This window comes from Rhizobium sp. UGM030330-04 (genome assembly GCF_003208455.1).
GTDB lineage: Bacteria > Pseudomonadota > Alphaproteobacteria > Rhizobiales > Rhizobiaceae > Agrobacterium > Agrobacterium rhizogenes_A.
In genome coordinates this window covers 71,041-94,967 of the sequence record NZ_QKML01000006.1, presented here as the reverse complement: position 1 = coordinate 94,967, position 23,927 = coordinate 71,041, and the positions used below count along the sequence as shown (strand labels likewise).

20 protein-coding genes are annotated in these 23,927 nt (G+C 57.2%); 10 read left to right on the top strand and 10 right to left on the bottom strand.

The window, feature by feature from the left end:
• The first annotated feature begins 55 nt into the window (after nt 1-55).
• The 3 genes from N434_RS11015 (at nt 56) to N434_RS11005 (ending at nt 4,177) form a co-directional block, all read left to right on the top strand.
• Complete coding sequence (locus N434_RS11015) at nt 56-1,615, top strand: O-antigen ligase family protein (protein WP_181423946.1); 1,560 nt, start codon at nt 56-58, stop codon at nt 1,613-1,615.
• A gap of 80 nt (nt 1,616-1,695) precedes the next feature.
• Complete coding sequence (locus tag N434_RS11010) at nt 1,696-2,901, top strand: glycosyltransferase family 4 protein (protein WP_110757747.1); 1,206 nt, start codon at nt 1,696-1,698, stop codon at nt 2,899-2,901.
• Between the two features lie 196 nt (nt 2,902-3,097).
• Nucleotides 3,098-4,177 carry an acyltransferase family protein gene (locus N434_RS11005; RefSeq protein ID WP_110757745.1) on the top strand — a complete coding sequence of 360 codons (1,080 nt, stop codon included), beginning with the start codon at nt 3,098-3,100 and terminating at the stop codon, nt 4,175-4,177.
• A gap of 79 nt (nt 4,178-4,256) precedes the next feature.
• On the opposite strand, the gene N434_RS11000 is transcribed toward N434_RS11005, so the two are convergent.
• Entirely contained in the window at nt 4,257-5,351 is a 1,095-nt protein-coding gene (locus tag N434_RS11000; protein ID WP_110757743.1) for a glycosyltransferase family 4 protein, read from the bottom strand.
• A 54-nt stretch (nt 5,352-5,405) separates the two neighbouring features.
• Nucleotides 5,406-6,554 carry a glycosyltransferase family 4 protein gene (locus N434_RS10995; protein WP_110757986.1) on the bottom strand — a complete coding sequence of 383 codons (1,149 nt, stop codon included), beginning with the start codon at nt 6,552-6,554 and terminating at the stop codon, nt 5,406-5,408.
• Nucleotides 6,555-6,975: 421 nt separating this feature from the next.
• Between N434_RS10995 and N434_RS10990 the strand changes: the two genes are divergently transcribed.
• The 4 genes from N434_RS10990 (at nt 6,976) to eglC (ending at nt 12,786) form a co-directional block, all read left to right on the top strand.
• Entirely contained in the window at nt 6,976-8,322 is a 1,347-nt protein-coding gene (locus N434_RS10990) for an SGNH/GDSL hydrolase family protein (protein WP_110757984.1), read from the top strand.
• A 114-nt stretch (nt 8,323-8,436) separates the two neighbouring features.
• Nucleotides 8,437-9,795, top strand: a complete 1,359-nt coding sequence (locus N434_RS10985) for an O-antigen ligase family protein (protein WP_110757983.1) — start codon at nt 8,437-8,439, stop codon at nt 9,793-9,795.
• A gap of 147 nt (nt 9,796-9,942) precedes the next feature.
• Nucleotides 9,943-11,031, top strand: a complete 1,089-nt coding sequence (locus N434_RS10980) for an acyltransferase family protein (RefSeq protein ID WP_110757741.1) — start codon at nt 9,943-9,945, stop codon at nt 11,029-11,031.
• 357 nt (nt 11,032-11,388) lie between these two features.
• Nucleotides 11,389-12,786: an endo-1,3-1,4-beta-glycanase EglC gene (gene eglC / locus N434_RS10975; protein WP_110757740.1), complete on the top strand. Its 1,398-nt coding sequence runs from the start codon at nt 11,389-11,391 to the stop codon at nt 12,784-12,786.
• A gap of 80 nt (nt 12,787-12,866) precedes the next feature.
• Here the strand turns inward: eglC and N434_RS10970 are convergent, their stop codons facing one another.
• From N434_RS10970 to N434_RS10945, 6 genes are all read right to left on the bottom strand, one after another.
• Entirely contained in the window at nt 12,867-13,781 is a 915-nt protein-coding gene (locus N434_RS10970; protein WP_110757738.1) for a TIM barrel protein, read from the bottom strand.
• 24 nt (nt 13,782-13,805) lie between these two features.
• Nucleotides 13,806-14,531: a glycerophosphodiester phosphodiesterase gene (ugpQ, locus tag N434_RS10965; RefSeq protein WP_065118021.1), complete on the bottom strand. Its 726-nt coding sequence runs from the start codon at nt 14,529-14,531 to the stop codon at nt 13,806-13,808.
• A gap of 11 nt (nt 14,532-14,542) precedes the next feature.
• Nucleotides 14,543-15,655, bottom strand: coding sequence for an ABC transporter ATP-binding protein (locus tag N434_RS10960; protein ID WP_110757736.1), 1,113 nt, complete (start codon nt 15,653-15,655; stop codon nt 14,543-14,545).
• 5 nt (nt 15,656-15,660) lie between these two features.
• On the bottom strand, nt 15,661-16,737 hold the full coding sequence (locus N434_RS10955; protein WP_110757734.1) for a carbohydrate ABC transporter permease: 1,077 nt from the start codon (nt 16,735-16,737) through the stop codon (nt 15,661-15,663).
• Nucleotides 16,737-17,648, bottom strand: a complete 912-nt coding sequence (locus tag N434_RS10950) for a carbohydrate ABC transporter permease (RefSeq protein WP_065118018.1) — start codon at nt 17,646-17,648, stop codon at nt 16,737-16,739. The genes N434_RS10955 and N434_RS10950 overlap by 1 nt, the downstream gene beginning before the upstream one ends.
• A 67-nt stretch (nt 17,649-17,715) precedes the next feature.
• Complete coding sequence (locus tag N434_RS10945; protein ID WP_110757732.1) at nt 17,716-19,089, bottom strand: ABC transporter substrate-binding protein; 1,374 nt, start codon at nt 19,087-19,089, stop codon at nt 17,716-17,718.
• A gap of 93 nt (nt 19,090-19,182) precedes the next feature.
• Here N434_RS10945 and N434_RS10940 point away from each other — a divergent pair, with 93 nt between their 5' ends.
• A complete protein-coding gene (locus tag N434_RS10940; protein WP_110757730.1) occupies nt 19,183-20,322 on the top strand; it encodes an ROK family transcriptional regulator in 1,140 nt (379 codons plus the stop codon).
• Nucleotides 20,323-20,349: 27 nt separating this feature from the next.
• Here the strand turns inward: N434_RS10940 and N434_RS10935 are convergent, their stop codons facing one another.
• The gene (locus N434_RS10935) at nt 20,350-20,688 is read right to left on the bottom strand and encodes a hypothetical protein (protein WP_110757981.1); all 339 of its coding nucleotides are present in this window, start codon (nt 20,686-20,688) and stop codon (nt 20,350-20,352) included.
• A 166-nt stretch (nt 20,689-20,854) separates the two neighbouring features.
• The gene (locus N434_RS10930; protein WP_110757728.1) at nt 20,855-21,346 is read right to left on the bottom strand and encodes a hypothetical protein; all 492 of its coding nucleotides are present in this window, start codon (nt 21,344-21,346) and stop codon (nt 20,855-20,857) included.
• A 171-nt stretch (nt 21,347-21,517) separates the two neighbouring features.
• Here N434_RS10930 and N434_RS10925 point away from each other — a divergent pair, with 171 nt between their 5' ends.
• Nucleotides 21,518-23,470, top strand: a complete 1,953-nt coding sequence (locus N434_RS10925; RefSeq protein ID WP_181423945.1) for a BTAD domain-containing putative transcriptional regulator — start codon at nt 21,518-21,520, stop codon at nt 23,468-23,470.
• Between the two features lie 8 nt (nt 23,471-23,478).
• The gene (locus N434_RS10920; protein ID WP_110757726.1) at nt 23,479-23,907 is read left to right on the top strand and encodes a hypothetical protein; all 429 of its coding nucleotides are present in this window, start codon (nt 23,479-23,481) and stop codon (nt 23,905-23,907) included.
• Nucleotides 23,908-23,927 lie beyond the last annotated feature (20 nt).

Here is a 23,927-nt window from a genome sequence, read left to right as displayed (position 1 = left end):
CGGCACGCCGTCTCGCATATCACCACCGCAACCAGGTCTTGCAAAGCCGGAACCGATGATACCCACCCTTACCCGATCCGGAATACTCTCCTCCTCGCCGTCGCGACCGGTGGTATTTCGCGATTATTTCCGGGTGATCGCCACAGGGGCGTTCTGGGCGATTTTCCTGCTGGCGCTTCTCAATCGCGGCGCAACCGAGGTTGAGAGCCGTATCGTCGTCACGCTGGCGATGTATTTCCTGCTGGTGCCCGCCATTCTTGTCTTCGGGCCACCCCGCGGCGGCACCGGCAAGGCACTCGCGGCCGCCTGCTTTCTGCTTGCGGCGCTCATCATCCAGATGCTGCTGCAGGCATCATCCCTGCCGCGCATTGCTTCGCCCAATCCGGCATGGTCCGCCGCCACCATGTTCACACAAATCGCACCGGCGGCAACCATCTCGCTCACCCCGGCGGATGACCGGCTCGGCCTACTCAGTGCCGCCCTGCCCTTCGGCGCCTTCATGGCCAGTCTCGTGATTTTCGATACTGACGAGCGCGCGGCAAAAATGCTGCGGTGGTTCGCGATAGGCGGCGGCTGGCTCGCGCTGGGGTCAATCGTGCAATTCCTGCTGTTTCCGGAAATGCTGGGCTTCATTCAGAAACGCTTCTATCTCGGCAGCCTGACCGGCCTTTTTGTCAATCGCAACACCGCCGCAACCTTCTTCGGCCTCATCCTGCTTGCGCTCTTCTCATTGTTTCACAAGAGGCTGCAGGCTCCGGACTGGCACATGGTAAGGGCGCTTGTGGCCAATCGCCTGACGGTGCCGGCCGAACAGAAGCGCCTCATCCGCAGGGCTGCCTTCATCGGCGTGCTTGCTGCCCTCTGCTTCATCGCCCTGATGCTGACCGGTTCGCGCGCCGGGATCATGTCGAGCTTTGCGGCGCTGCTTTTCCTTATTCTCCTCACCGTTTTTAACTCACCCTCGAGAACGAGCCGCAGCGCGGCTCCCCGGCGAAGGCGGCGCGGGTTCAAACGCCGGGCGGCAATCATGCTCGCCATCGCCGTCGGCCTGTTCTCGCTCTTTGCCAATCGTGTGGCGCTTCGCATGGAGACGCGGCTGGAAGACGACATGCGCTTTTGCTACATGCCGGGCATCTCGCGGGCCATCAGCGACAGCTGGCCCTGGGGATCGGGACTTGCAAGTTTTGCGGAAACCTATGCGCCCTATCATGCGGCACAATGCGGGGTGAACGCCGTCGTCACCCATGCCCATAATGTCTATGCCGAAGGCCTGCTGACGCTGGGCGCTGCCTTTCCGTTTTACGCCGCCTTTTTTGTGCTTGCCCAATTGATCATTTTCGCGTTCGGGATGCGCAGGCGCAAAAGTTATCGTTATGCCGCGCATCTCGGCCTTTCCGGTCTGGCACTTGTCGTCCTGCATTCAACCCTTGATTTTTCCTTGCAGATTCCCGGCTTCGCCATGGCCTATGCCATCTTCCTTGCTCCCGTCGTCACGCTTTGCCTCAATCCACCCGGAACAGAGCGGGATGGACGCCGACGACACAGGCAGGCTTCCGGCGAGCCTTCAACACCCGGCCATGCGCGGCTCGATGAACAGGCATTTCAACACCCCTAACACCCGGCCGCCGCGTTCCTGCCATGGATACCGAACCGGGTGACGATTGCAGAGTTGAATATAGAAGCGGAAATTTCGGTATGCGGATATTGCAGGTAACGTCGCTATTTTCTCCAGACCGGGTGGGAGGCGCGGAAATCTTCGTGGAAGACCTCGCGCGCGGGCTGGCGGGCAAGGGACATAAGGTTGCCGTGGCCGCCATTTCGCGGGAACAGCAGGCCAGGGAACAACGCGACGGCTTCACCATCCACCGCCTCGGGCATACGACGCCATTTTTCATCGGGGACTGGGAACAGCAACCGGGATGGAAGCGAAAATATTACAAGATCGCCGTACAGCTCGACCCTCGCCTCGTGCGCCGGCTCGCACGTGTCATCGATGATTTTCGCCCGGACGTCGTCAACACCCATTCGCTGTCGGAGTTGACCCCGCTGATCTGGCCGATGATCCGCAAACGGGGCATTCCGCTCGTCCATTCCCTGCATGATTTCACCAGCATGTGCACCAATGGCTCGCTGTTTCACGACGGACATATTTGTGACGGCAACAACAGGAAATGCCGCGCCTTTTCCTATCTGCACCGGCGGTGCCAATGTGCCGTCGACGCCGTAGCCGGCGTCGGTCGCGATATTGTCGAACGGCATGTGCAGGCCGGCTTCTTCTCGCATGTCCCGGCAGACCGTCGCACCGTGATCTGGAACGCCATCGCACCACCCGCCTCTCAGGAAAATCGCGCTCCCCGCGCGCCCGGACAGCCTCTCGTTTTCGGCTATCTCGGTCGTATCGAAGCCCCCAAAGGTGCCGATCTGCTGATCGAAGCGCTGCGGCTCCTGCCGCCGGAGGGCTGGCAGCTGGTCATGGCCGGTCGTGCGCCGGGGGGCATCGGCTCCTACCAGCAAAAAACCAGGGGTCTTCCGGTCGCATTTCCCGGCTATGTTGAGGCGGACACGTTTTTTGCCGGTATAGATTGTCTGATCGTACCACCTTTATGGCCGGAAGCCTTCGGGCGCACCGTTGCCGAAGCCATTCTGCGCGGCGTACCCGTCATCGGCGCCAATCTCGCCGGCGTCGCCGAACAGATTGGCCATGACAGACCCGAGCGCCTGTTTGCACCGGGCAACGCCACCGAACTGGCCGCACGCATGGCTACAGCCATGCGCAACCCCGCCATTCTCGCAGAGTCCCCGGAAACAAGAGAAAGGATTTCCCATGCCGTATCACCCGAACGGGTGATTGCGGCATATGAAGCGCTTTATTCGGATTTGCGCGACAAAATCAAACCGTAGCAGCAGATTTCGGGCACGCCTGATTGTTTTATATATTCGCGTGAACTCTACCATGCTATCGTGAGCCCTGGATTTCCCACGCCATGTCATTTTGGCAGAGGCCCGCCTATCTACTCAAGATATATTCCGTCATTCAAAAATATAAAAAATAATATTCTTTCCAATAAATTTCTCAATTACAGTTTTTGAGCCAGCAATGATTTACAATCTTCAGATTTTACGCGCATTTGCGGCGATACTGGTATTTTTTTACCATAGCGAAATTTACTGGAAAGATATTCTTCCTTCAACTTGGTTTTTTTACCTTGGCCTAGCAGGCGTCGATATATTTTTTGTTTTAAGTGGCTTCATCATGGCCGCGACAACGGCTTCGCGAGATATCACAGCCTCATCATTTCTCAGTCACCGTATTTTTCGTGTCGTTCCGCTCTACTGGATCATCACGCTGTTTTTCACTTTCCTGTTTTTGTCGGGTCTCAATCCCGTGGGCGTAACGGAGCTTACGCCGGAATATTTCTTAAAATCCTTGTTCTTCATACCTTTTTTGCGTAGCGGTGCCGCTGAGCCGATCGTGACCGTTGGTTGGACACTTAACTACGAAATCTTCTTTTACCTCATTTTTTCGATCTGCCTCTTAATTCCAAGGATCCAGCTACGACATCCGGCGGTGGCGATACTCATCCTGATCACACTTTTACCGCGATTCTTCGGATCCCAGAATTTTTACGCGACGTATTATGGAAATCCGATCATACTCGAATTCTGTTTCGGCATCGCCTGCTATCATTGTCTCGCATGGATGGAAAAGACGTGCGAGCCAAATCGGATCCTCCCTTTTGCCGCTGCTTTTCTCGTCTTGTCTTTAGTATTCCTTCTTGCCCCGACCTTCACTTTCTCCGGAACAGGAGCGTTGGCTTATTTCTCTGCCTTTGTCCGCCCATTCACATGGGGCTTGGCCAGCTTCTTCATCGTCTTGTCGGCCGTGTCTCTGGAACGAGCGGGACATATATGGCGGCGCTTTGGCTTCATCGAAATCGGCAATGCAAGCTATTCGATCTATCTTATTCACGGCTTGATGCTGCATGGGGCATCCAAGGTGGCCAAGATACTCTCATCCGATCCATTAACGTTTGCGTTGGTAACGACTATTGGCGCACTTGTCCTGTCGATTGCGGCAGGCCTCATCATGTTTCGGTATGTGGAAGCACCCCTCAACAAATCACTGCGTGGATCCTTCACGCGTTTTCTCGCTAAGCCCAGTCCCTCAACTGGCTAACACATGTCCTGAGTCATGGTGGCGACACCCCGGGAAGTCAGCCGATTTTCTTTTGCCTCGACAACGAAGCGTGGCCTTCTCACACCTTTTCATGAAAAAGCTGCGCATAGCTGTCTGCCGCCTTCTGCCATGAATATAACGCACGGTTTTCATAACCAGCCTCACGAAGAGAGTCTGCCAGAGCCGGTTCGCGGAAAAGCCGCTCCAGCGCTGCCAGAAGACTGTCCGGATCAGCGGGATCAAAGGTAAGAGCCCCCTTGCCGGCAATTTCGGGCGTGGCGGAACGGTTGGAGCAGACGACCGGGCATCCCAGTTGCTGCGCCTCCAGCACCGGAAGGCAGAACCCCTCATAGGTCGAAGGCACGCAAAGACATGCCGCGTGGCGGTAAAGCGCGGCCAGTTGCCGGTCGTCTATGCCGGAAAGCCGGATCAGCCGCGTCTTCAGCTCCGGGTCGTCCAGCATGCTGCCGATTTCCTCGGCATCATCGCGGCCGACATGCACGACATGCAGGTCCGGCATTGTCCTGCCCAGCCGCGCAAAAGCCTTGCCAAGAAGGGCGAAATTCTTGTTGGACGTCGCATTTCCGACCGCCAGTATATAGGGACCTGCAACCGGACGCGCACCGTCGGGAGCCTCGAGGCCGATCTTCAATGTACTGTCGGAATGGATCGTCATGCTTTTCCCCGCAGCGACGGGATAAAAGCGCGCCAGATCCCTGCGCGTCGCCTCGGATACACAGGTGATCTGATCCGAACCGGCCATCATCAAGCGGAAGATGAAATCGGTCGTGAGCGTCGCGCGCCAGCCGATCTGTTCGGGGATGGTCTTGAAATAAAGATCGTGAACGAGAGTAATCCGCCGTCTGCCGCCGAGCGGACTTCCGAAGGGATCGGCATTGAACAGCACGTCGATGCCCTGCCGGCGGCAAAGTGCCGGCAACACCGCGGCCTGGCGCAGCACATCGAAAACCATGATACGGGGTCGCGGCGTCTCAATCAGCTGTAACCGACTGTCACGCAGGTTTTCGGGCAATTGGGCCCGTGTCCAGGGGGAGCGCAGGATATAGTCGTCCCGCGTCTGCTCCAGCAGCCGCTCCAGCAGGCTGAAGGTCACACGGGCTACGCCGGAGGGCTTGCCGCCATACTGGCTCGGCATGTTGACGAGAATGCGCATCCTGCTCTTTCCAATTGCCCGCATTGTCCACCCCGGTCGATTATCAGCTCGGTGCTATATCGCTTCCGACAGCAGGGCAGAGACCGAACGGCAGGTCTCCTCCAGCGAAAACCGACGGTTCACATCCTCCCGTCCATTCTGTGCCAGCCTTTCCGCCAAGGCCGGTTGCGACAGGATGGAGCCGAGCGCTGCGGCCAGCGCCGAAGCGTCACCCGGCGGCACCAGAAGACCTGTTTCGCCATCCCGGATGATCTCGGTCACCCCACCGCCACGTGTGGCGACAACCGGCCTGCCACACATCATCGCTTCGACCACCACCCTGCCAAAAGGTTCGGCGACAATCGAGGTATGGGCAACGGCATCCACAGCCGCCATCAATTCCGGCACATCCGAACGGAAGCCGAGAAAACGAACGCGACCATCAAGTCCAAGACGGGATGCCTGTTCACGGATCCGCGCCTCATAGGCTTCCTGTCCGAAAAGCGCACCGCCGACGATGATGGCCTGCACGCCATCCATCGCCGCAATGGCTTCCAGGAAAACATGCTGACCTTTCCACTCACTCAGCCGGCCGAACAGCCCGACAATCGGCTGCGGTCCAAGGCCCAGTTCGCCACGCAGCCGTGCGGCTCTGTCAGGGCCGTGTACCACGGCCATTGCAGGATCGAAGCCATTGTAAACGATACGGACCTTGTCCGCCTCGCCGCCGGCTTCAACGAACGCCCGGCCGGTTTCCCCGGAATTGACGGCCACCAGCCTTGCGAAAAAGCGGGCAAAGGCCAGCGAGGCGCGGCGATTGGCGGAACTGAAGGCAGGGTCGGTGACGATATCGTGCAAAATCCAGACGAGCGGGCGGCGACTGAGTTTCGCTGCGAGCGCGCAGACAAAAAGCGCCTTTTGCGAATTGGCGCAGATAACATCGTAGTGTCTCGCCTGCCGGCTCAACTGCCAGGCAACGGCCGCCACGTCGGCCGCACCGCGCACCATCGCACCGAACGATGAGTCACGCCGGATCGACAGCATCTTCTCTCCGGCAGACAGCAGGACCGGAGGTCTGCCGGCCGCCGCCAGGTCCTCGGCGGCGCCACCGCCACTGAGAAAACAGGCGCGCCAGGAATGCGGCCCGGCCTTGATCAGATCGGCAAGGAAAAGCTCGGCTCCGCCCTTTTCTCCGGTATGGCTGACAAAAAGAGCTGACGTCATGCTGTCACCCGCCATGCGCGGATACCGCGCGGAAGCATTTGTCCGGAATGACGGGCATGATGAGACGCCCTGCGAAAAAGTTCGGCGCAGGCTGCAACGGCGGGGATATCTTCCCGCGTCGATCTAGTATAAGAATGGCAATATCTGCTTTCGATTAGAAAAAACGACATTCAAACCTTTATGCGGCTTTATATTTTAGCCGCCCGCAATAAAAATAATAATATCCCGTTTAAATATTTTAGAAAAAATTGAAGAAAATTTCATGACGTTTAATTTTGCCGCTGCTCGGCGTTCCACTCCTGACGCTTTTTCCCCGGACCTTGTGGTGGGGTTATCCTAGCGCCAGACCAGGAGAACGAACGATGACACCGCTCAAACCCAAGATATGCACATATATGCCGGCAACGGAAGAGGTGCCGGCATGATCGGCCTGACGCTTGGCATTATTCCGGGAAACACGGGTGCCGTGGTCCCTTCGCTGAACGCGCTTTCGCCCTTGCGCGCACGCCTGACCGCCGGCCAGGACGCCACGATCTTCGTGAATGGCGACAGCACCGCCTATGCCGACGCGGGACCATTCCAGCAATTCGCCACAATGCTTGGCGACCTGCACGATGCGAAGGTCGTATTGTACCGCTGGGCGGAATGGCAGACAAATGCCGCAACCGGACCGAAAGCCTATGCCGATCCGGTCACATTACGCGCCGGCGCGGGAGCCACGCTGACTGTCTATCTCGCGGCGCTGCCCGGCGGCATGGCGGGCTACATGCTTGCAGAACAGCGTGCAGCAGCGCTGAGGATCCCGCGCCCCGATCTGTGCATCCTGCATCAGGGGCACAATATGCAGAGTTTCGAAGCACCGGGCGGTATCCTGAGTTCCGGAAGATCCGCCCTGCTCGGGCCGCTCGGCATGACCGAATGGCAATGGCCTGGCGCTCCCCAGCTTATCACCACCCAGAACCCCTGGCGGGACAGTACGGATTACGACAAGGTCTATCAGGCGATCCTCGACCTGGCACGATCCCACCCGAATCTGACGCTGGCGGACACGCATGCGGCATTTGTGGCAAAGGGTAAGGATGCCGCGCTTTACCGGGACAACATCCATCCCAACGAGGCCGGCTCGCAGCTTGTCGCCCGGGTTCTGTTTGGTTCCTATCTGGCTTCGGCGGCGGATATAGGCTTTCAGACGCCTTGCTGGCCGAAGCTTCCCGCCACAAATCTCATTGCCAACGGAGATTTCACCGATTGGTCAGGTACCGCGCCGGCAGGCTGGAACCTCAGCGCACCCGGCACCGCCACCAAAAGCACCGAAACCACCTTTTCCCCATCCTTTGCTTACAGCCTCGCCTTACGCGCCAATGGCAGCCAGTCGGCCGCACTGTTTCGTTACTTCCGCAACAAGGAGGCCGCGGCGATGATCGGTAAAACCATATCCTTTTCGGTCCTCTATAAAAACAACGCAGAGCAACGACCGCCCTATATTACTCTGATTGCAAAAAGCGGCGGAGCGATACGAACGATCAGTTGCTCGGCCCTGCAATTTGCAAGTGCCATGACAACTACAAACAGCGGCTGGATGTGGGCGACAGCAAACGGAATCCCAATCGATCCCGATATCAACCCGGATGGCTATGCATTTTACCTGCGGATGCTTCCAGGCTTCGGCACCACACCACCCAGTTCCAACGAACCGCTTTATATCCAGCGGATCATTTCGGTCGAAGGTGGCCTACCAAAAGGCAATTTGAGCAGCGAAGAACCATGAGAACTGTAATGTCCGCAAGACAAATATCCATCGCCATCCTACTGCTGTCTAGCAGTGATGGTACACTTTCAACAGCGTGATAGCAGGTCTATCAGCGAAAGATACAGGCAGAAAATGACCAACAATGCCAACACAATGGCATCGCAAGGATCCTCTTTGCCGGGTTTCGTTGCCGCGATGCCATTCTACCCCTCAAAAACAGTAAATATTCCGCCGCTTCTCTTGGCTATATTCGTCTTTTTCATCGGATTCTTCATTCAATGTAATATCGTAACCAGCAATGTTGGGCTACGCTTCCTCAATATAACCGACATGCTCGTGTTAATGACGATACCGGTTCTAACGGTACTATACGTCCGGTGCCTTACCTCTTGTATCATCGCGATTTACCTCGCCCCGCTCACGTTCTTTTTTGCCCTCTCAACTTTATTTGCCGACGGCCGGGGTGACGGTGAGTTTTACACAACCGCAATGACCTATTTTTATATGATTTACTTCCTCTTCTTCACTTACGTTCTATTTAAAGAAAACCTCCTCGAAATGTTCTGTTGGGGTACTTTTGCTGGCTTTCTTGCCGTGACGACCCTCCTGTTCCTAGACACAATCATTCACGATCAGTTAGCGCCTCTGGGCCTGTCCTTTATGTTCGACGAGACTGCTGTGCTAGAAGCCGCAGCAAACGGTGAAATGAGCGCGATGCTTCTACGCATCGAAAAAGCAGGAGGAATATGGTCTGCGGGGAATATGGCTGGTCCAGCCTTCGCCCTTGCGGGCGCCGCAGCTGCATTTCTTGCCGAAACCCGCAGACGTCCCGCGCTGTTCGCCTTGTTTCTACTCATTTATCTGGCAAGCTTCACGCTAACGCTTAACAGATCTGGAGTGTTTGCTGTTCTAGCTATTGGCTTATATTTTTACGTCAGAAACTTTTCGGTCAGAATGCTCTTGAGCACATATTTAGGCTTCGTCTTATCAGCTCTCGTGATCGCCGCCATTTTGCCGTTAGGTGCCTTTGATTTTGTCGAGCAGGCTTTTTCGAAACGTTTTCTGGATGACAGCAATACCAGCAATAACCTTCAAGAACGATGGTCGACCATTAGCAGTGGATTTCAGGTAATGTTCGAGCACCCATTCGGCGTCGGCTATTCCTTAAGAAGTCAGGAACTAGCGAAAATGACGAAAGTCGGTACACCTCATAACGGTTTTTTGGCGACCGCTTATACATCCGGTATAGGCTTCTGTCTTATTAGCGCCTTTGCACTCTTCTATACAATCTTCCGCAAACGAAAAATCAGCTTTTTTGCCTATTCAGCCCTTGGAGTCGTCATCGGCTATCAGTTTGAGGAATTAAATTTCAATCCCGTCTTCATGGCGCACATTGGGCTGGCCGCCGGATATACCTTTATCGACCTTGATTTTAGAGCATTTTTGAAAAACACAGTCATGAAGACCGGAATTCTTAATAAATTTCCCTAAAAATCTATAAATCCTAGATTGCCAAATGAAAAAAAATTCGATTAATACCACAATTCATCGAAAATAAATAGTATTCACTACAAATCTATAAACTAACATTTAAAATAAATAAAATAGATATTTAGAAAAAATTTAAGAGTATTTAAAATGAATAAAAGACAACGAATTGCAAATATAGATCAATTGCGCGGCATTGCCGCTCTTTCAGTCGTTCTTGCCCACTTTGCAGCTTACTCATTTATAAATAATTCTCATATTCCCACTAATTCATACATAGAAGTATTTCTAAAAAATATACTTGTAGGTGAATATGTTAATTTCGGCCGCTTTGGTGTTATTTTATTCTTTATAATCAGTGGGTATGTAATTCCATTTAGTTTCCCAGCACGAAATCCGATTCGGGGATTTATAATAAGTCGCCTCTTCAGGCTTTATCCATTATTTTGGGCATCGCTCACAGCGGCACTAATTGTACGATTTTATGCCGGACACCACGTATCAATTTATGATATATTTGCAAACATTACAATGATACCTGATTTACTTCTTTCTCATCGCATTCTCGATGTTTATTGGACTTTAGCATATGAAATTATATTTTATACGATCGTTGCCGCAATATATGCGTTGTTCGGTCCGCTTAATTTGGCAACTGCTCGTCAAGGCGCGTTATTTTGTGCCAGCGTATCAATCGCGATTTCAATGGCGCAGATATTCGGCCAAACGATAGCTGGCGGCGACAAAATTATCCTTATAAGCTTTATGTTTCTTGGTTCTGTTATCCGAAAAAACCAAATAAACCTTAATAGAATATTCGATATCTGGCTATTTTTAGTCATAACTACGATCATTATCGGAATAATTCTAAGGGGGTATATTCATTATGTAATTTTCGTTTACGGGAATGACGTCAGATTCGAGAACTTTAACTCTATCATTGTCACTCATTGCCTTGCCATATTTATCTTTATCGGAGCACTGTCTTGGTTTGACAAATTTAACTCTCCATCTCTTATATACATGGGATACATAAGTTATTCTCTATATATCACCCACCCTATATTGATGGAAATATTTTCCCTTCTCAATTTCGACCAAATAATGATAAGAAATGGTTTGTACATACCTATTTTATTTACTTCCACGATTGCCCTGAGCGCAATCACTTACCATTTCATCGAGCGACCATTCATTCGGATGGGAAAGAGCATGAATCAAAGCATAGCTAACGCATAAATATTCAAAAACTGAATTAAATACTGAAATATGATATACATCAAAAAATACAGCACAAGAGCATGGGATATAATGTTACATCCCTTCAATACCGTGAAGTTTTTGCTTTGAATATCTACTTTCCTATCCGATCCAGAATCTGTTCGCTGACTGCAAACGCGAAGCCTTGCCCGCTTACCTAAAACGGATGCTTAAATGGGTGATCGACAGCTGAGTAGTGCACTTCTATATCGAATTTGCACCTTTCGTACTGGAAGACGCACCCCTAATTTCTGGCTCTAACAGGACGCTTTTTGCCCTGTTAGGCTGTCTCGCAGGAGGAGTGAGGAAACCAACGCTAACGGACAGGAGACGGCAATGGCCCGGACAGTGGTGAATGCGCTTGGAGACACACTCTATTATAGCGGGAGTTCCACCGGATTTTTCTCCGCCACGGGTTCCGGCCCGCTGCTCGCCGGCACAGCCGGCAATGATTCCATGTGGGGCGACAGTTCCGTCAATGTAACGATGGCGGGCGGCACGGGGGACGATATTTATTATCTTTATTCCAGCATCAACCGCGCCGTCGAAAATGCCGGGGAAGGCATCGATACCATCGATACGTGGATGAGCTATACCCTGCCCGACAATTTCGAAAATCTGAGGGTAACAGGCGACGGCCGTTATGCTTTCGGGAATTCGCTTGACAATATCATTACCGGCGGGTCGGGCAGCCAGACAATCGATGGCGGGGCCGGCAATGATGTGCTGATCGGCGGCGGCGGTGCGGATACGTTCGTTTTCACCAAGGGCAACGGCACCGACCTCATCATGGATTTCGGCGCCGACGACACGATCCGGCTCAACGGTTATGACATCACATCCTTCGACCAGCTCGTCAGCAACGCCACGCAGCAGGGCAATGATCTGTGGCTGAATTTTTCAAATGGCGAGGCCGTCGTTCTGGCCGGAACGACCGTTGACGATCTTCAGGCCAGCCAGTTCGAACTCAGCCTCGACCGCTCATCCCTGACCCAGACCTTTGCCGATGAATTCGATGCGTTATCGTTGCGCAATGGCGATCAGGGAACCTGGGACGCCAAATATTGGTGGGCCCCGGAAAAGGGAAGTTCGCTGACGACGAATGGCGAGGCGCAATGGTACATCAACCCCTCCTATGCCGGCACGTCCGAGGTCAATCCCTTCAGCGTGGAAAACGGCGTCCTGACCATTACCGCCGCCGAAACCCCGCAATCCATCGCCGATGAGGTCGAGGGTTACGACTATACGTCCGGCATGCTGAACACCTATTCCTCCTTCAGCCAGACCTATGGCTATTTCGAAATCCGCGCCGATATGCCGACCGACCGGGGCGCATGGCCGGCCTTCTGGCTTCTGCCGGAGGACGGATCATGGCCGCCGGAACTCGATGTCATCGAAATGCGCGGCCAGAATCCCAATACGCTCATCATGTCCACCCATTCCAACGCCACCGGTGAGCAGACATCGGTCATCAACAATGTCAGCGTACCGAGCACGGAAGGGTTTCACACCTACGGCGTGCTGTGGGACGCCGAACACATCACCTGGTATTTCGATGATGTCGCCGTTGCCCAGACGGATACGCCTGACGATATGCACGACCCCATGTATATGGTGGTCAATCTCGCCGTCGGCGGCATGGCGGGAACACCTTCGGCCGATGATTTCAGCGACGGCTCGCAGATGATGATCGACTATATCAGGGCCTATTCGCTTTCCGACTGGGCCGCTTGATAAAAACGCCGGCAGTCGCGTCCAGAACTGCCGGCGTTTCAGGCGTCAGCCCTTTGGGGGCCGTGCCCTGTTCGAGCTTCTCACTCGGCCGCAAGCTGCGTCCGTGCGGCATAAAGCGACATGAGGTGCCGCGCGGTTTCCAGGCTAGCCGGCTGCTCGGCGCGGTAACGACGGCCGATTTCCATCATCAGCACGGTGTCCGGCAGGAAAGTCAGTTCCGAGAAGATGCTTTCCCACTCGATATCACCCCAGCCGAGCGGCATGTGCAGGTCGCCGATACCCAGCGCGGTATTTTCCTGTGTGAAATAAGGCTCGTAAAAGCCCTGCGGCCGGCCGAAGGAATCGTGCACATGCAGGTGGCCGGCAACGGGCGCCATGGCGCGCAGCTGTTCGCGGAAGTCGAGGCCACGATAGGTGGATTCGAGATAGGCATGGCTGAAATCGATCAGCGCCACGACATTATCGTGACCGACAGCCTTGACGGTCGCTGCCACCTCGGCCGGCGTCTGACGATACTGGCCGGGTTCGGTGGAGAAGATGTTCTCAAGCGCGATACGCACGCCATAGGGTTTGCAGAATTCCGCAAGTTCGAACAGCGCTTCGCGCTCACGGGCATCGGCATCGGCCCGCTCGGCAATCTGGTCGGCACGCAGCGCGCCACTATGCTGGACGAGGATGCCCGCACCGATACGGTCGCAGAGGACAGCGAGCGCCTTGGCGGCATCGATCTGGTAACGGCAGGTGACCGGGTCCATGAAATTGGACGAAACCAGGCCATGCACGGTGTAGCGGAAATCGAACTCTTTCACGAGCGCCACGAAACGGTCGGCACGCTCTTCGATGATGCGGCCACCGGCGATCATGTCGAGGCTGGTCGCGGCGATTTCCACCGTGTCGCAGCCAATCTCGGCCAGCGCGCGCAGATCGCTTTCAAGGGTGGCCAGTTCGCCGTCGTCCGAGCCGGCGTTGAAACCGGTACCAATCAGATTGCTCATGTCTTCATCTCCACGGGATAAGGGTTAGGCGAGTTCAGGCAGCCGTGCGGTACGACGTGCCGTATCGAACAGGTCAGGGCGGTCGATATTGACGTAGTCTACTCCGGCCAATGCGATCTCATTATGAAGGTCGATGTCATCGCCGCCGTCATAAACCATGACGTCCAGACCGGCCTTGCGGCATGCCTCGACAAGACCGGGCCTGCGCATCTGCGCCGGCGTGATCTCTATGATGGAGGCATGGTGCACCGCCGCCGCCAGCGAGGGCGATTTGGCGATGTCGAGCGTCATCATCTTGCGAAATTCCGGTGCGGCCGCAGCCAGACCCCGGCGCATATCCTCGGAAAAGGAGAAGAAAAACGTATCGCGCACCATGCCGAGATCCCGCACCAGCGCAGCGACCTTGACGGGATCGCAATATTTCAGCTCGATATAAACGCCGCAGCGGCCGCGCAGATGACGCAGATAGGCATCGAGACGCGGCACGACCGCCCCCTTGAAGCTTTCGCCAAACCAGCCGCCGGCATCCAGCGCATCGATTTCGCTCGACAGGGCATGGCCGATCGGTCCCGTGCCGTTTGTGGTCCGATCGAGCGTTTCGTCGTGAAAAACGTAGAGCACGCCATCCGCGCTCTCGCGCACGTCAAGCTCGATGTAATCAGCACCCTGCTGCAAGGCGAGATCGGCTGCGGCGAAGGTGTTTTCGGGTGCGAACCGGTTCGCGCCGCGGTGGGAGACGATTTTGGGCATGGAATGTCCTGTCAGTTTACGGGCTCCGGCACGCGCGCCGGAATGGTCGAAGGATGCGAAAGGTCAGCGTGCCGTCCGGCAATGCGATTGCCGGCGGCGTCGAAAACCAGCGTCAGGGCGGATGCGCAGGCAAGGCCGACCCGTTCACCCGGTGCGTGTCTTATCGTCTCGCCATATTCCAGCGCGTGGATGATGCCGGCGGGCGTATCGACCGTATAGAAAACCTCGCGCCCCATCGGCTCGACGGCGACGATCTCGCCCCCAAGCCGTGCTTCGGCGGGTTTGACGAGCGCAATATCCTCGGGACGCAATCCGAAGGTGATCTCGCCATCATAACGGGCGTTGAGGCCGAGCCGAGCGTCGCCGATCCGTAATTCTTCGCGCTCGGCCCGCCCCTTCAGAAGGTTCATCGGCGGCGTGCCGATGAAACCGGCGACGAACAGATTGTCCGGCCGGCGATAAAGATCGTCAGGCGTGCCGATCTGGGCAATCGCACCATTGTTCATGCAGATGATCCTGTCGGCCATGGTGATCGCTTCGATCTGGTCATGGGTGACGATCAGCGTCGTGATCTTAAGCCGCTTCTGCAGGCTTTTCAGCTCGGCCCGCATGGTGATGCGCAGCGTCGCATCAAGGTTGGAGAGCGGCTCGTCCAGCAAAAGGATGTTCGGCTCCTTGACCAGCGCCCGGGCCAGCGCCACGCGCTGCTGCTGGCCGCCGGAAAGCTGCGACGGCCGCCGGTCCAGCAGCGCGGTGATCTGCACGAGGCCTGCCGCCTCTTCCACCCGCCGCGCCGCCTCATCACGCGGAACATTCTTGAAGCGCAGCGGAAAGGCGATGTTCTCCCGCACCGTCAGATTGGGATAAAGCGCATAGGACTGGAAAACGATGCCGACATTGCGGTCGCGCGCGTCGATGCGGTTGACGTTGTGACCATCAAAGGCGATCTCGCCGCCGGTCGGGGCATAAAGCCCGGCCAGCAGGAAAAGCGTGGTCGATTTTCCGCATCCGGACGGGCCAAGAACCGCGACGAATTCGCCATCTTCGATGGCAAGCGTCATCGGTTGCAGGACCCGGGTGTCGCCCCAGCTTTTGGTGACTTTGTTAAGGGTGATCCTGGCCATGGCAATTATCCTTTGATCCCGCCGAAACTCATCTGGGTGATGTATTTTTGCGTGAAGATGTAGATGATCAGCACAGGCAGCAGATAAACGATGCCGACAGCGGCGATCATGCCGTAATTCACGCCCACGCTGTCCTGTGCCACGAAGAAGAGATAGAGGCTCATCGTCATCTGGCTTTTTTCGATGAGCAGGGTCTGGACGAAGACATATTCTTCCCAGCCGCGCAGAAAGGTGAAGGTGGCAACCGCAATCAGCCCGCTTCTGACCTGCGGCAGAACCACCATGCGGAAGGCCTGGAAGCGGGTTGCCCCATCGGTGACGGCGCTCATCTCGATGTCCCAGGGAACATTGTCGAAGAAGCCCTTGAGAACAAAGATCGCAAAGGGCAATTCCAATGCGCTCATGACCAGCACGACGCCGAAGAGGTTGTTGAGCAGGCCCATGTAATGCAGCTGCACGAAGATCGCGACGGTGAGCGCCAGCGCCGGAAAGGCATGCAGCAACAGCAGCCCGCGCAGGATGTTTTCACGCCCGACAAAGGCAAAACGCGACAGCGCATAGGCCGCAGGCGTGGCGACCAGCGCCACGATCAGCGTCTGGGAAGCGGCAAACAGCAGCGAGCTTTGCATGGCGGTCCAGACGGACGGCATCAGCGCCATGCGGGTGGTGCCGGTCTTTTCAATATCGCGGCTCCACAGGAAGCTATAGTTCTCAATGGTCAAATGCGGCAGCACCAGCACGAAAACCAGCGCCGCGACAACAGCGGCAAGCGCCAGCCAGAGCAGCACGGGGTTGCGCAGACGCGCTGAAAACAGTGCGATCGCAATCGCCCCGCAATAGGCAAGGGCGGCGATTGCGCCACTGCGCCAGAGAACCAGTCGGCTGAGATTGTCGTCGGATGTCGTCAGCGATTTCACCAGCAGCCAGAGATAGGGCAGGAGAACCGGAACGGAAACGACCGTCAGGAACACCAGAATGACGGGAAGAAAGCCGGCGCGATGGGCGCGGCTGCGGCTTTCAAGACGCGCCCAGTCCGGTTTCGTATCCGAGGCACGCCGGGTGTAAGTTTGCACAAGCGTCATCACAGCACCTCGATCTTGGCGGGAGCAAATGTGGAGCGCATGTTGCTGAGGCGCCATTGAACGAGAGTGACGGCAACGCCGATGGCCATGAGGCCGAGCGCAAGTGCTGCACCATAGGCGTAAGCGCCGTTTTCGAAGGCACGCCGGTAGATATAGAGCGCATAGGTGGTTGAATCATAAACCGGGCCGCCGCCGGTGATCAGCAGAATATATTCATAGGTCGTCATCAGCGACAGCGCCTGGTAGAGCGTGATGAAGCGGATCGGGGCGGAAAGCGCCGGAGCGACGACGTGGCGCAGCACGCCCCATTCGCTGGCGCCGTCAACGCGCGCCGCATTGGCGAGATGCGAGGGTATCGAGCGGATCGATGATGTCAGGATGACCATGGCAAAGGATGCGCCGACGACACCATTTGCCACCACCACCAGAAACAACGGAAAATCATTGCGCAGGTTCAATGCCGGTGCGCCAAGCGCACCGAGGAACTGGTTGAGCAGACCCGAAGAGGTGGGATCGGCGATCCAGATCCAGAGCACGCCGTAAAGCACGGCCGGGCTCATGCGCGGCAAAAGCCACAGGCCACGGAAGAAATTGCCGATCCGGTCCGGGATCGCCGTCGTCGTGACGGCCAGCAACGCACCGAGGCCGATATTGAAGAAAAACAGCGTCGCGCCGACATAGATGAAGGTCGTCAGGAGCACGACTGGCAGGCGCACGTCACGCTGCACCATGCGCTGGAAATTCTCGACCGTGAATTTGCCGACCTTCAGATTTGCGCCCATGTCGGTAAAGGCGATCACCAGATTGACGACGATGGGCGCGAGAAAAAACACGCCGAGCAAAGCGAGAGCCGGCGCGAGGTAAAAGATCGGCCGGGCCGGGCGGCGCGCCCTGAGCTGGAATTGAGACATCACGACATATCCGTGGGAACGCAGGAAAGCCGCCCGGCGGAACCGGGCGGCATGGTTTCAGGCAAACTCAGTTGCTTGCGGCATCGCGGATTTCGATTTCCGCACCAAATTGCAGCTCGAGCTCGTCGGCAATGAAATCAACCGCCTGTTCGGCCGTCATCTTGCCGGTCTCGACCGCCTGCAGGCCGCTGAACAGCACCTTGTTGTAGCTGCCGAACTTGGTGTGGTTCGGCACGAACTGCGCGTCCTTCATCATCGGCGAAGCGGCGGAAAGAACCCAGTTGTCCCGGTATTTCGGCATGGCGGTCTGCGCGTTGCTGATGGCCGTGTGATAGGAGGTAACGGCATGCTCATTGTTGAAATAGGGCAATGTCGCCAGCGCCACGAGATCGGCGGCGAGGTCGGCATGGGCGCTCTTCGGGTTGAGCGTGTAAAGCAGCGGATGCGACAGGTTGGCCGGTTTGCCGCCCTTTTCGGCTGCCGGCGCGGAAATCCAGCCGATCTTGTTGAAATATCCCGCACCATCGGTTGGCCAGGTGGCGCCGTTCTTGTCGCCCACCTGCCAGGCAACGGCCCACACACCCTGGTGGAAGATGAAGGCCTTCTCCTGCTTGAAGGCTGTCTGGATCGCCTCCCAGCTCATGGCGGTATTGTCGACCGGAGTAACGCCCTGCTTGGCGTTGCGCTCATACCAGCCGAGCGCCTTGACCATCTCCGCCTTCGGGAAAACCAGTTTGCCGGTCTTTTCGTCCATGAACTTCACGCCATAGGACTGGAACACCATCAGATAATCGATGCCGACATTCGGACGATGCAGCATGCCATATTGCGCCGCCTTGCCGTCGACCACTTCCTTCGACAGCGCGGTCAGATCGTCGAGCGTGAATTCTCCGGCATCGACCCTGGCCGGCAGGCTCTCGATGAAGGCCTCGTCCTTGCCGATCTTGCGCAGCATGTCCTTGTTGTAAAAGAACATGCGGATTTCGGCGTCCTGCGGGATGCCATAAATCTTGCCGTCGGTGGCCTTGGCCGATTCCCACAGGACCGGCAGGATATCGCCATAGACCCAGGGAGCGGCGGCGATCCTGTCTTCCATCGCCATCGCATAACCGTCCTGCGCGAACTGGCCGATCCATTCATGCGGCAGAATATAGATATCCGGTCCCTGCCCTACCGAAAACGCCTTCAGCGTATCGAGCGCAAAGCCATCCCAGCCCTGCACGCTGCTGTTGTTCGTATCGATGACGATACGCTTGTCGACGCCGGCGGCCTTGAACTGCGCGTTCATGATGCCGGCGGCCGCCTCGATATTGGTGATGCGGGCAGGCGCATTCTTGTCGGCCAGCGTCCAGAGCTTGATGTTGATGTCTTCGGCAAAGGCAACGGCCGGCAAAAGCGCACCGAGCGCCACCGTGGCCGCCAAGGAGAGAGACTTGAACATGTGATCCATTCCCGTTGAAACTGATTATTTAATTAAGTTGCTTAATTTACAGCTTTATGACATTCCCGATGTCAAAGCGGGGAGAGCGGAACTTTGGCTGAGAAAAGAAACGGCGGGCTTTCGGGTATCGGCGCGACACAGGGTGCGCTCCTTGGCTATATCCGGCGCAAGGGCTCGGCCTCGCGGGTCGAACTTGCCGAACATTGCAGCGTAACGCCGGCCGCCGTCAGCATGATGACGCGCAACCTGCTTGAACGCGGCATTATCGAGGAAGGCGCACGCCGGCAGGAAGGCCGTGGCGCACCGCATATCGATCTCACCCTCAGGAAAAATGTCGGCTACGCGCTCGGCGCCCATGCCAATCGCTATTCGGTGATGCTGACCCTGCTGAACTTCGGCGGGGAAATCGTCGGCGAGTTGCAGATGCGCGGTTCCTACGACGCCTTTTCCGACGTCCAGCGCGCGCTTCAGGACGGTTCCGAGGCGCTGCTTTCGAAAAATGCCATCGACCGGGGTGACCTGATCGGCGCCGCGATTGCCATGCCCACCCGCTTTCGCAAGCAGGCAATGTCGCTCGACCTTGCCGAGGAGGTGATTTCCTGGGCGGGTTCCGATCTTTCAACCATGTTGCGTGACGCGCTTCGCTGCCCGGTGATCATCGAAAACGACGCCAATGCGGCCGCGATGGGCGAACTCACACTCGGCAACAAGGCGGGACACGCGAACTTCGCCTATCTCTACCTGTCCGAAGGCATCGGTGGCGGCATCATCATCAGGAACGAACTCTACCGCGGTTATCTCGGCAATGCCGGCGAGATCGGCGCCCTGCGCGGCCGTGGAGGCTCCCGCCCCTCCTTCGAAGATCTGGCGGCCTGGTGCCTTGAACATGTGGGCGAAAAACCCTCCGGGCGGGCACCCGATGTCTGGACGGAGTATCTGTCACGCAATGCCGAAATGCTCGATGCATGGCTGGACCGGGCCGGGCCGCAGGTTGCTCGCCTTGGTTTCGCCGTCAGCGCCGTGCTCGCGCCCACCGCCGTTTATGTCGGCGGCACCCTGCCGAAAATCGTTCGCGAGAAACTGGTGCAATGGCTGGATTACGAATGGTCGGACCCGTTCAACGGCTCACAGGTCATTCAGCCGCAGGTCCTGCTGCCGGAAGTCGTTGCCACGGACCCCGTGGCCTTCGGTGCGGCGGCGATGATCCTGCACGGCATCAGCGAGCTGGGCTGACGGTGTAAGCATTTGGCCGGCAAGGCCTCAGCCGAGATTGTTCACCATGAAATAGATCAGCCAGCAATGTGCGATCGCCAGCGCCGCCCAGGCCCATTTCGCGACCCTGATATCGGCATCAACGACCCTGCTGATCTCGGTCCTGCCCGGTGGCTCTTCCCTGCCCCCGCCATCCCGTACCAGGGATGGCGACGACGCCGTGGAATCCGGCTCGCTGACGACATAAATCCTGTCGCTGCGGATCGATGCACGCGGTTCGGCATCGACGCTTTCCGCAGGGGAAAGCGCATCGTCGCCGGAGACGCCATTCACCGCCAGAAGCTGTGATGACGCCCGCCTGTTACGCATGTTACCTCGATTGGGCATCATAATTTTCCACATAATAAAAATAAAAATATTCACCAGTGACACCGGACAAAGCCGTGGCTTGCCCGGGCATGTCGCCGATACGTGCCCGGTCACGCCGCACCGATCGACCAGGTATTCCCCCGTGCCCCTGCGTCCCCCGTGAACGCAAAAGCACCCTATGCAATCACCGAGCCGGACCCGCCGGCAAATCGCGCCTGACGGCGTAAGGCTTGGCCTCCCGCTGAATCAGGAAAACCGATTTCTCGACGGGAAGCGTCTCCATGGTCCGGTAGCGCTGAAACCGTCTGGAATATTCGAACCGGATCAGCCTGCCTTCGAATTTACCCGCCAGAACGCGATAGCCGTTGACGAATTCGTTCAGGATTTCCAGTTCCTCTCCCCACAGCCAGCCACCGTAAGAGGTGCCCTCGTTCGAGCGCAGGACGATTTCGAAAAAATGCCCGCCCGCCACCACCGGCATGCGGAAGAGAATATCCAGATTGTCCTCGTCCTGGTCATCACATTTTTCCGCCGACAACCTGGCATGGGCAACCTTCGCATGAACCAGCGCCGAGATCGGATAGAACGGCCGTCCCTTGAACCACATGAATTCGCTGACCGCATATCCGACATCGTCGGCACGCTGGTAAGGTTCGATACGTGGCTCGAACGCCATGTAGCTTCCGTTGAACGCTATCACTTTCGAAAATTCCCGATGCCTGCGCGCTGCATGTCCGCTGTTTTCCACCCGCCCTTCATGCTTCTGTCTGCGACAATAGGCACGCCGCGTCACACCAGCGTCAAATGGAAGGCTATGATGACTTTCAATTTCCCGGACACGTGCTAGATGATGATTCATGAGGGGACGAAAGTGGCTGGGAACGCTGAACTGATACCGATCCGGCTTTTTGGCACCCCGCGTTGTGACGCGGTGCGGGAAGCGTTTTTCCCGTCAAAGGGCTTTGCCCTGATAGCCGCCCTCATTCTCGCCCCCAACCAGTCGCTTTCCCGCCAGAACGCCGCTTCGCTCCTGTGGGAAAATGTCGAGCAGAAACGGGCGCTCGGCAATTTGCGCCAGCTGATCCTGCGTCTCCAGAAATTGCCCAATGAAGACGAAGCCATTCTTCTGACCGAAGGAAACGACCTCAAGGCCGGAAAGCTGGCGCAGCGGACCGACCTTGCGATCTTCCTTGCCGGCGCAAGAGCCGAAGACCCGATGCGGCGGCTGCAGGCGCTGCTCGAATTCGGCGGCGACCTGCTGGACGGGCTGGATGCCGGGCAGGATCACCTCTACCTCTGGCTGCTGTCTGAACGGCGGCGCCTCAAGGACCTGTTCTTCTCAAGCTACACGCAGCTTCTGGAGGAACTCACACGTTTCGGCCGCGCCAGCTCCAACGATATTGCAAGACTTGCCGAATGCGCGCGCAAGATCGAGCCGGAGCGCGAGGAAACCTACCGTGCCGCCATGGCCGCCTATGCACGCGTCGGTAATATCAGCGCCAGCGAGGGCATGTTCCAGCTTTTGCTGGAGCAGCTCCGCCAGGAAGCAGGCTCACCGGAGCCGGAGACCGTGGCGCTGAGGCGGCGGATACAGAGCCTCGCCTCGACGATAACCACCCCCGCCGAGCCGGACGAAGGCAGCCGGCGAAAAACCACGGCAAAACCGCGTGTCGCCTTCGGTCTTCCGGCGCGGGTGGACGGGCTGCCGGCATCACCCGTCATGCACGCCTTTGTCGAGGATGTCGCCAACAGCCTGGTGCGTTACCGCACCTTCACCGTTCTTTCGCCGCACAGCACCTTCGCGCTTTCCAGCAGCCGGACAGACGATGGTTACGCCATGCTGCGGGCCGATTACCGCATCATGTCGTCGGTCTTCGACGACGCCCGCATGTCGGTGGCGCTGATCGAGGAAGGGACCGGCGAGATCGTCTGGTCGCTGGAAGTGATCCTCACCGAGCGGCACATCCACGCCGCCTTCCGCCTGCTCTCCAAGCAGGTGGCGGCGGCGCTTGCCCGCGAGATCGAGCGGCTTCAGGTGGAACCAGACCGTAACCACAGCGGCGAGGCCTACCGGCAATTGCTGGAAGGCCAGCAGCTTTTGCGCGGCAAATGCGACCTGCCGCTCCTGCGCAGGGCCCGTTCGATGTTCCGCAAGGCCGTCGACCTCGATCACAGCATGGCCGTCGCCCGTGCCCGGGTGGCCCAGAGCCTGCAGCTGGAATGGCTGATGCTGGGCGGCAACGATCCGCACCTGCTGCACCGCGCCAAGGCGGAAGCGGACGCCTCCGTGGAGATCGACCCCGCCCTCGGCGTCGGCCACTGGATGTGCGCGGTGGTGGCGCTTTATCAGCGGGATTTCGACATATCCGCCGAAAAATTCTTCGAGGCGGAGGCGCTCGCCCCCAACTCGGCCGACCTCCTGCTCCAGCATGCCGATGCGCTTGCCCATTTCGGCGATGCCGAAACCGCCTGGGGAAAGTTCCAGCAGGCGATCGATCTCAATCCGCTCGCACCCGATATCTACTGGTGGGCGGGCGCCAGCATCGCCTTCAAGCGCGAGGATTACGGCGCTGCGGTGGAATTGTGCGGGCGAATGGAAAATGACGAGCCGGCCCTGCGGGTGCTGACCGCAAGCCACGCGCTGCATGGTGATTTGACCGCCGCCCGGGAAGCCGGCGGCAGGCTTCAGGAAAACTATCCGGGTATGACGGCGAGGGAGATCAGCAGCCTGTCTCCAGACCGTGACCCGATAGCGAATGAAAAATTCTATCACGCACTTCGATTAGCTGGGATCAAATAGGAGATAATATGTCCTCACATTTCTTCATTGTCGGAAAAAAGGGCTTCGGCGTTCTTTTCATTCGCACGGCGCCGCTCCGGGTCGCATCCGTATCGCATGAGACGATTGCGGCCTATGAAGCCAGCCACCCGGGCGTGGATGGCTATGCACGCGTCGCGGCTGCGGCAAAAGCCATGCTCGTTCGCCAGGATGGCAAGCCCGAGGCCGAGCTGGACCAGGTCCAGATCCAGGGCATCGAAGCCCTCGTCTCCGGCGGCGCGGTGGTTTCCGAAGCCGATTTCGCCTTCATCGGCGAAGTGAGTGACGCCGGCTGGGACTTCAACCGCATGGTGCAGGCACCGATCGGCGCGGCGCTGAAGGCGGTTGGACCGACAGGCTCCGTCACCGGCGAACTGTTCGACGCCATCCTTGCCGACGACGCCAACACTGCACCCTGATCGCGGTTACGCAGCCTTGA